7 protein-coding genes are annotated in these 9,181 nt (G+C 73.7%); 1 reads left to right on the top strand and 6 read right to left on the bottom strand.

The annotated features are described in order from the left end of the window. The 6 genes from AC0CYZ_RS29355 to dnaA all read right to left on the bottom strand — a co-directional run. The coding region (locus AC0CYZ_RS29355; RefSeq protein ID WP_472221647.1) for a DNA gyrase subunit B at window positions 1–1,463 on the bottom strand (1,463 nt) is incomplete at its 3' end. 217 nt (window positions 1,464–1,680) lie between these two features. After that, on the bottom strand, window positions 1,681–2,301 hold the full coding sequence (locus AC0CYZ_RS29350) for a DciA family protein (protein WP_472221646.1): 621 nt from the start codon (window positions 2,299–2,301) through the stop codon (window positions 1,681–1,683). Between the two features lie 193 nt (window positions 2,302–2,494). After that, window positions 2,495–3,694: a DNA replication/repair protein RecF gene (gene recF / locus AC0CYZ_RS29345; protein WP_472221645.1), complete on the bottom strand. Its 1,200-nt coding sequence runs from the start codon at window positions 3,692–3,694 to the stop codon at window positions 2,495–2,497. An 8-nt stretch (window positions 3,695–3,702) separates the two neighbouring features. After that, window positions 3,703–4,614 (bottom strand): phosphogluconate dehydrogenase (NAD(+)-dependent, decarboxylating), encoded by a 912-nt coding sequence (gene gnd / locus AC0CYZ_RS29340; protein WP_472221644.1) that lies wholly within the window; start codon window positions 4,612–4,614, stop codon window positions 3,703–3,705. Window positions 4,615–4,729: 115 nt separating this feature from the next. Next, window positions 4,730–5,959: a DNA polymerase III subunit beta gene (dnaN, locus tag AC0CYZ_RS29335; protein WP_472221643.1), complete on the bottom strand. Its 1,230-nt coding sequence runs from the start codon at window positions 5,957–5,959 to the stop codon at window positions 4,730–4,732. 877 nt (window positions 5,960–6,836) lie between these two features. After that, on the bottom strand, window positions 6,837–8,558 hold the full coding sequence (dnaA, locus tag AC0CYZ_RS29330) for a chromosomal replication initiator protein DnaA (protein WP_472221642.1): 1,722 nt from the start codon (window positions 8,556–8,558) through the stop codon (window positions 6,837–6,839). Between the two features lie 534 nt (window positions 8,559–9,092). Between dnaA and rpmH the strand changes: the two genes are divergently transcribed. After that, window positions 9,093–9,181 (top strand): 50S ribosomal protein L34 (gene rpmH, locus AC0CYZ_RS29325; protein ID WP_472221648.1); only part of this gene is annotated, 89 nt, incomplete at its 3' end.

The following is a 9,181-nucleotide window of genomic DNA, read 5'->3' as shown; positions in this document are numbered from 1 at the left end:
CGGTCGATGCGCGCCTTCTCGACGTTGATGATCTTGCCGCGGATCGGCAGGATCGCCTGGAACATCGAGTCGCGCCCGGACTTCGCGGAGCCGCCCGCGGAGTCGCCCTCGACGATGTAGACCTCGGTGCGCGTGGCGTCGTTCGACCGGCAGTCGGCGAGCTTGCCGGGCAGGCCGCCGATGTCGCCCGCGGTCTTGCGCCGCACGAGCTCGCGGGCCTTGCGGGCCGCCATGCGCGCCTGCGCCGAGCCGACCGCCTTGTTGATGATGGTCTTGGCTTCGTTCGGGTTGCGCTCGAACCAGTCGGAGAGCCACTCGTTGCAGACGCGCTGGACGAACGACTTCACCTCGGTGTTGCCGAGCTTGGTCTTCGTCTGGCCCTCGAACTGCGGCTCGGCGACCTTGACCGACACGATCGCGGCGAGCCCCTCGCGGATGTCGTCGCCGGTCAGCGCCGGGTCCTTCTCCTTGATGAGCTTCTTGTCCCGCGCGTAGCGGTTGACCGTGGTGGTCAGCGCGGAGCGGAAGCCCTCCTCGTGGGTCCCGCCCTCGGTCGTGTTGATCGTGTTGCAGAACGTGTAGACCGACTCGGAGTAGCCGGCGTTCCACTGCATCGCGACCTCGACCTGGTGCCCGGTGCCCTCGGCCTGGAAGGCCACCGGCTTCTTGTGGATCGGGTCCTTCGCGTGGTTGATGTGCGCGACGAAGTCCTCGAGCCCGCCCGGGTAGCAGAAGGTCCGCTCCTTGACCTTCGCGACGTAGCCCTCGGCGTCGGGCGCGTCGTCGACCTCGCGGACCTCGCCGTCGTGGCCCTCGGCACCCTCGGGCTTGCGCTCGTCGCGCAGGATGATCGTCAGGCCCTTGTTGAGGAAGGCCATCTCCTGCAGGCGCCGCGAGATCGTCTCGAGGTTGTAGGTCGTCGTCTCGAAGATGGCCGGGTCGGCCCAGAACGTGATCGACGTGCCGGTCTTCCGCGTCTTCCCCGCCTGGACGAGCGGGCCGGGGACCGAGTGGTCGTAGTGCTGGGTCCAGATCTGGCCGTCGCGGTGGATCTCGACGTCGAGCGCCGTGGACAGCGCGTTGACGACGCTGATGCCGACACCGTGCAGACCACCGGAGACCGCGTAGGACTTGTCGTCGAACTTGCCGCCCGCGTGCAGCATGGTCATGACCATCTCGACGGCCGGCTTCTTCTCGACCGGGTGCTCGTCGACCGGGATGCCGCGACCGTCGTCGACCACCGCGATGCCGCCGTCGGCCTGCATCGTGACGGTGACCGTGGTGGCGTAGCCCGCCATCGCCTCGTCGACGGAGTTGTCGACCGCTTCCCAGATGAGGTGGTGGAGGCCGCGCTCGCCGGTGGACCCGATGTACATGCCGGGCCGCTTGCGGACGGCCTCGAGGCCCTCGAGAACGGTGATGGACGACGCGCTGTAGTCGTTGTTCTTCTTCGCGGCAGCCACGGGCCTGTATGTCTCCCTACCTGAGCGGTCGGTGCGCCGGGTCCGACACCGGGGCGTCGGACCGTCTCGCACTACACCTCACAGTCTACTGGTCCACCCCCGCGGGAAGGGGCCGGACCGCCTGTTGAGCGCGTCGCAGACGGCCTGGCAGGACCGGTTGAGGGTCCGACCGCCCGACAGGGGGCCCGTCGGCGTCCTGGGCGCGGACAGCGGGCGCTCAGCCGTACGTGTCGCGCGGCCCCCGGCCGGACACGTGCCGGGGCCCCCGGCGCCAGCTCGGCGCCGACGGTCCGTGGATGCGCATCCTGGTGACCACGCCGTGGCCCAGACCGGCCGCGATGCGGCCGACCAGCTGGCGCTGGAGCAGGCGCAGCTGGGTGGCCCAGGCCGTGGAGTCCGCCTGCACGGTGAGCTCGCCGTCGCGCAGGGCCGTCGGGGTGGCGTGCTCGGCGACCTCGGGGCCCACCAGCTCCGCCCACCGCCCGAACACCGAGCCGTGCGCGAGGTTCGGCGCCCAACCGCGCTGGGCGGACAGCCGGGACGCGACCCGGCCGAGCATCTGGGGGTCGCGGTCGTCGGCGCCCGCGCCGGACCAGCCGCGCCGGCGACGGCGCCCGCCGTCGCCGGGGACGCCCCGGCGGATCGTGCGCCGTGGCGTGGCCCCGCCCCGCTCCACGTGCCGGGCGCGCGCCGCCTCGAGGGCGGCGCGGGCGATGTCCGAGCCCCGCGGCGCCCCGGTCGAGGTGGGCTCCACCGGGTCCCCGTCGGCACCCTCGGTGTCCGGCCCGTGCCCGAGCGTGTGGCCCTTCGGACCGAGGCGCGCCGGGGGCAGCGCCACGGCGTCGCGGTCCGTACCCGGGCTGTGGACGGCGGCCCCGGGCGCACGACCCAGGTCAGCCCCCGGATCCGGGCGCTCCGTGACCTCCCGACGGGGCCGCGCACGGGAGTTGTCCACAGCATCCACAGGCTTGTCCCCAGATCCTGGGCATTCTTCACCGTTTCGGCTCACCAGCGTGCACCCCCATCGACCGTCACGAGGCCACCTGGTCACGGACCGTGCCGTTCTCGACCACGAAGCGTGTTCCCGCGAGCAGCGCGGGGACGTCGTCGTCCACGGCTGCCGTGACGAGGACCTGCTCGGCGCGTGCGGCCGTCCGGGCGAGGGCGTCCCGACGGCGGGCGTCGAGCTCGGCGAACACGTCGTCGAGGATGAGGACCGGCTCGCTGCCCTCGGCGCGCAGCAGCTCGAACCCCCCGAGCCGGAGCGCGAGGGCGAGGGCCCAGGACTCGCCGTGGCTCGCGTATCCCTTCGCCGGCCCGTCGCCGAGGGTGAGCTCGAGGTCGTCGCGGTGCGGGCCGACCAGGCAGACGCCCCGCTCGATCTCCTGCTCGCGCCGGCGTCCGATCTCCTCGAGCAGCGCGACCTCGACCTCCGCCGCGAGGGCGGCGTGCGCGGGCCCGCCGGTCACGTCGTCGGGCGCGTCGACCCCGCTGCCGTTCCCGGCCGGGAGCGGTCCGGCCAGCGCGTCGACCGCCTCGACCCTCGAGCGGTAGCGCGCCCCCACCGGGACCGACTCCGGGGCGACGTCCGCGTAGGCCGCGGTCACGTGGGGGGCGAGGGCCCGGGCGAGCAGGATCCGCCCGGCGACCAGGGCGGCCCCCGACCGCGCCAGGTGGGCGTCCCACACCTCGAGGGTCCCCGCCTCCCGGGCGGCCCGCGCCGAGCGGGCGGACTTGAGCAGCGCCGAGCGCTGCCGCAGCACCTTGTCGTACTCGCTGCGCACGCCCGCCCAGCGCGGCGCCCGGGCCACGAGGAGGTCGTCGAGGAAGCCCCGCCGCTCCCCCGGGTCCCCGCGCACCAGGGCGAGGTCCTCGGGGGCGAACACGACCGTCCGCACGATGCCGAGGATCTCGCGCGGGCGCGGCACCGGCGAGCGGTTGACGCGGGCCCGGTTCGCCTTGCCCGGCTGGATCTCGACCTGGACGGTGAGCTCGCGGCCGTCGTTGACCGCGGTCGCCCGCACCACGGCAACCGCGGCGCCACGCCGGACCAGGGGCGCGTCGGAGGAGACCCGGTGCGACGAGAGCGTGGCGAGGTAGCCCACGGCCTCGACGAGGTTGGTCTTGCCCTGCCCGTTGGCGCCGACGAGCACGGTCACCCCCGGGGTGAGGTGCAGGTCGGCCTGCGTCCACGACCGGAAGTCGGTGACCGACAGCTCCCTCACGTACACGAGGTCACCTAGCCACCCGTGGGCGGCTCGTTCGCGGCTTCCCCGGCCTTGCGCGTGGCGTGGCCGCCGAACTGGGCCCGCAGCGCGGCGACCGCCTTCATCGCCGGCGAGTCGACCTGGCGGGAGGCGAACCGCGCGAACAGCGCCGCCGAGATCACCGGCAGCGGCACCGCGTGCAGGATGGCCTCGTCCACCGTCCAGCGGCCCTCGCCGGAGTCCTCGGCGTAGCCGGTGATCTGGTCCAGGTGCGGGTCGGCCTCGAGGGCCCGGACCATGAGGTCGAGCAGCCAGCTCCGCACGACGGTGCCGCGGCTCCAGGCCTTCATGACCGCCCCGACGTCGGACACCGGGCCACCGGCGGACAGGAGCTCGTAGCCCTCGGCGTAGGCCTGCATGAGGCCGTACTCGACGCCGTTGTGGACCATCTTCGCGTAGTGACCGGCCCCGACCGGCCCGGCGTGCGCGAACCCCTCCTCGCGGGGTCCCTCGGGGCGGAGCGCGTCGAAGACCGGCATGAGGCGCTCGATGTCGGCGTCGTCCCCGCCGGCCATGAGGCCGTATCCCTCGGTGCGGCCCCACACGCCGCCGGAGACGCCGCAGTCGGCGTAGTGCACGCCGTGCCCGGCGAGCAGCTCCGCGTGCACCGTGTCGTCGGTGAAGCGGCTGTTGCCGCCGTCGACGACGAGGTCCCCCTCCTCGAGGAGGTCCGCGAGGCTGCGCACAGTCGAGTGCGTCGCCTCGCCCGAGGGCACCATGAGCCACACCGTCCTCGGTGCGGCGAGCGCCTTGACGAGCTCGTCGAGCGACTGCACGTCGCCGGACCCGTCGTTGGCGTACCCGACGACCTCGTGGCCGGCGGCGCGGAGCCGCTCGGCCATGTTGCCGCCCATCCGGCCGAGCCCGACCATCCCCAGCTGCACCGCGATCCGCTCCCTCGTCCTCGCCGGCTCCCTGCGCGTACCCCGGCCCGTCACGGCGGACCCGGTCCTTCCGTACCCGCCGGGCCCCCCGCGATCACGGTGGTCCGGACGGCGCTCAGCCCGGTAGCCGGACCGGCATGAGCAGGTAGAGATAGCCCGGCCGGGGCTCCGGGAGCTCCGTGTCGCCCCCCGGGCCGGGCTCGACGGCCGTCGCCGAGGCCTCGTCGGCGTCCACCTCGCCCGCCTCACCGCCCTCGCCCGGCCCGGACGCCGGACGGAGGAGCGCCGGGCGGCTCGGCGTCGTGAACGACAGGTGCGCGGCCTCCGAGCCGAGCGCGCCGAGGCCGTCGAGCAGGTAGCCCGGGTTGAACGCGATCGTCAGCGGCTCACCGGCGAACGAGCACGGCAGCTGCTCCTCGGCGCTGCCCTCGTCGTCCCCGCCGGCCGTCAGCCGCAGCGAGCCCTCCTCGAACTCCAGCCGCACCTGGGTGCCGCGCTCGGCGACGAGCGAGACGCGCTTGATGGCGTCGACGAGCGGGGCGATCTCCACGACCGCCGCCGAGGTGTGCTCCTTCGGCAGCAGCTGGCGGTAGCGGGGGAACTCGGCGTCGAGCAGGCGCGTGGTGGAGCGCCGGCCGCCACCGGCGAGCCCGAGCAGCCCGTCGCCGCGTCCGAGCGCGAGCTCGATCTTCGAGCCCGAGGAGGTGAGGGTCTTGGCCGCCTCGGAGAGCGTCTTGGCCGGCGCGAGGATCGCGGTGGCCTCGCCCTCGCCCGACGTCGGGCCGCTCTCGCCGGGCTCCCAGGTGAACTCCCGCACCGCCAGCCGGAAGCGGTCCGTCGCGGCCATCGTCAGCGACGGGCCGTCGATCTCGACACGGATGCCGGTGAGCATGGGCAACGTGTCGTCCCGCCCGGCGGCGACGGCCACCTGCGAGACGGCCCGGGCGAAGACCTCCGGGGCGAGCTCCCCGACGATCGGGGGCATCTCCGGCAGCTGCGGGTAGTCCTCCGCGGACATCGTCGGAAGGCTGAAGCGGGCGTTGCCGCAGGTCAGCGACGCGCGGGGGCCCTCGACGGTGACGTCGACCGGGTGCGGGGGCAGGGACCGCGTGATGTCGGCGAGCAGCCGGCCCGAGACCAGCGCGCGGCCGCCGTCGCCGATCATCGCGGCCACCTCGACGCGCGCGGAGACCTCGTAGTCGAACCCGGAGACGGTCAGGGTGCCCTCGTCCGCCGCGTCGAGCAGGACACCGCCGAGGACGGGCACCGGCGCCCGGCTGGGCAGGCTGCGCGCGACGAAGGCCACCGCGTCGGCGAAGGCGTCACGCTCCACGCGGAACTTCATCGCTGTCCTCCAGGTCGGACGTCCGTCGGGCGGGGTCTTCGGTGGTCGTCACGGTAGAGCCTGACAGGGGGGTCCGACACTCCGGCCCTGTGCAGCATCGGAACGGCCGACGCTCCCCAACCCTGGTCTTTTGTTCTTCTCCCAGAGAGAAACAACAGCAGTGACAGTAGGTCCTGTGGGCACTGTGGAGCACCGGCGTCCGCGCAGGTGGCACGGGCGGGAGCGCTGTGGAGGGCGGCCGCCCGGCGTCCCCGGATCCGGGGACGGATCGGCGTGTGCGGTGGACAACGGCCGGGGAACCGGTTCTGCTCGCGCTCCGTCCACCCCCGGAGGGCAGGTGTCCACAGACTTGTCCCCAGCTGTGGGTCGATCGGGAGTCGAACGACTGCGGAGGGCGACGAACGCCGCGACGGGCGGCCCGCGCGGGACGAGGACCGGTGCGCGGCGCTGACGATCGGGTCGGCGTCCGTCCCTCCGACGCTCCCGAAGTCCGCTTTCTCGTGACGCTGCGTCGAGAATTCTTCGCTGCGGCCACGCGCCGTGACCGCTCGTCGGGGCCGGCCACCGCCGGGCGTGAGGTCCGGGGACGACGGGCACGTGGGGCAGGCCGGCGCACGGCCTCACGTGCGTGGTGTGCCCGTCGGCCGGAAATGTCGGGTCTCGCCGCCGGCGGCCGCTGATCAGGGGGACGTGGGGCAGCTCAGGGCCGCGCCGGCCGTGCGTGGTGTGCCTCTCGCCGCCGGGGTGGCCGCGGGGCGGGGTCGAGCGGACGCCCACGGCTGCCCTGGGAGCCACCGGAGTCCACCGGGCGCGCTCGGCGACCCCGGCGCGCTCCGAGGTGGCGGCGGTGCGTGGCCGTGCGTGGCACCGGCCGCGCTCAGCCCCGGGCGCGCTGCTTGATGCGGGCGGTGAGCTCCTGGACCTGCTCGTAGGTCCGGCGCCGCTCGGCCATCTCCTTGCGGATCTTCTTGTCCGCGTGCATGACCGTGGTGTGGTCGCGGTTGCCGAACGTCTGCCCGATGCGGGGCAGCGAGAGGTCGGTGAGCTCGCGGCACAGGTACATGGCGATCTGGCGGGACAGCGCGAGCGCCTTCGTCTTCCCGGGACCGGTGAGGTCGTCGATCGAGACCCCGTAGAACTCGGCCGTCACCGCCATGATCGTCGGGGCGGTGATCTCCGACTGCCGCGAGTCGGGGATGAGGTCGCGCAGCACGATCTCGGCGAGCTGCAGGTCGATCGGCTGCCGGTTGAGCGAGGCGAACGCGGTGACGCGGATCAGGGCGCCCTCGAGCTCGCGGATGTTGCGCTCGATGCGGTCGGCGATGAACTCGAGGACCTCGGGCGGGGCCGCCATCCGCTCGCCGGCCGCCTTCTTGCGCAGGATCGCGATCCGCGTCTCGAGCTCGGGCGGCTGGATGTCGGTGATCAGGCCCCACTCGAAGCGGGTGCGGAGCCGGTCCTCGAGGGTCTCCAGCCGCTTGGGCGGCCGGTCGGAGGAGACGACGATCTGCTTGTTCGCGTTGTGGAGGGTGTTGAAGGTGTGGAAGAACTCCTCCTGGGTCCCCTCCTTGCCCTCGAGGAACTGGATGTCGTCGACGAGCAGCACGTCGACGTCGCGGTAGCGCCGTTGGAAGGCGATCTTGCGGTCGTCGCGCAGGGAGTTGATGAAGTCGTTCGTGAACTCCTCGGTGGAGACGTAGCGCACGCGCATCCCCGAGAAGAGCCGCTGGGCGTAGTGCCCGACCGCGTGGAGCAGGTGGGTCTTGCCCAGCCCGGAGTCGCCCCAGACGAACAGCGGGTTGTAGGCCCGGGCCGGCGCCTCGGCGACGGCGACCGCGGCGGCGTGCGCGAACCGGTTCGAGGCGCCGATGACGAACGTGTCGAACAGGTACTTCTCGTTGAGCTTGGTCTGGGAGCGGGGCGCGCCGCGCGCGTCGCCGGCCGGTGAGGGCTCGGGCTCGGGGCGGCTCGGCGTCGTGCTCCGGCCGGGCGGGCTCCAGATCTCGTGGACGGCGGCGAGGCCGTCGCGGACCTCGTCGACCTCCTCCTCGGGGTGGGCCCGGTCCGGGTTGTGGGTGACCTGCCCGACGCCGGCCGCCGCGGCGATCGCGTCCGCGCGGTAGCGGTGGTGGTCGGGACCCGGGCCCGGTGTGGCGCCCGTGAAGTACCCGGTGTCGGGTCCGCCGTCGTCGTAGTGCCCGGGGAAGCCGGGGGTGGCGTAGCCGTCGTTCCCCACCCCGAGCCCGGAGTCCGACCCCGATCCGGGCAGGCGCGGCAGCGGGGAGGTCTCCGGGCCGCCGACGGCCTCGGTCGAGGGCCGGGTGCTGTGGTCCACGCGGACGGCGAGCTGGACGGGCCGGCCGATGTGGCGGGAGAGGGCGTCGACGATCGGGTCGCGCAGCGCCCGCTCGATGGCCTCCTTGGCGAACTCGCTCGGCGCGGCCAGCAGGGCCGTGTCGTCGAGGAGGCCGAGCGGGCGGGTCACGCGGACCCACGCCCGCTGCTGCGCGGAGAGCGGCGGGCCACCGGCGGAGCCGGCCGTGAGCTCGGCGACGACCCGGGTCCAGGTCGCGTCGAGGTCGGAGAGCTGGTCCGACATGCCCGACCTCCCTCCGTCGTCCCCCACGCACCCGGAGCTCCGGATCCGCGCACGTCACCCCGCGGACGCGCGCAGATCCACAGAGTTGTCCACAACTGTGCACGACGCCCGGGCGTGCGGCATCGCGGCCCCCGGGGTCGACGCGAGTACCCGCGTGCCGTGGACCCTCCGTGTCCCACGCCCTGCGACGCCACCGTCGTCGGAGGCCCGACGACGGGGACGAACGACGGGCCCCGGCGGTCGTGCCGAGGCATCGGCGCGAACCGTCGTCCCCGACCTCGGCCCGACGCGTCAGCAGGGAGCGAGACGCTAACAAGGCGCCGTGCCGGGCCACAACCTCCCCGGCGACGACCGGATCATCATGGCGGGTCGGCGCAGGGCCCGACGTGGGGGGTCGGCGGAGCTGTCGGCTACGCTGGTCACGACCGGATCCGGGTCTGCCGTGCCCAGGACATGTCCTGGCTCCCTCGGCATGCGCCCGGCGTACCCGCGCTCCCCCATGACCGGGGTGAGCTGACGCAGGAGTTCTCAGTCGTGGCCAAGGGCAAGCGCACGTTCCAGCCGAACAACCGTCGTCGGTCGAAGACCCACGGCTTCCGGCTGCGGATGAGCACGCGCGCCGG

The organism is Actinomycetospora sp. (assembly GCF_055612215.1).
Note: the sequence above shows the minus strand (reverse complement) of the source record. Positions and strands in the feature narration are given on the sequence as shown.

What these genes read in the sequence shown, in the direction of transcription:
- dnaN (WP_472221643.1), bottom strand. Translation starts at nt 5,959, where the DNA reads ATGAAGTTCCGCGTGGAGCGTGACGCCTTCGCCGACGCGGTGGCCTTC.
- dnaA (WP_472221642.1), bottom strand. Translation starts at nt 8,558, where the DNA reads ATGTCGGACCAGCTCTCCGACCTCGACGCGACCTGGACCCGGGTCGTC.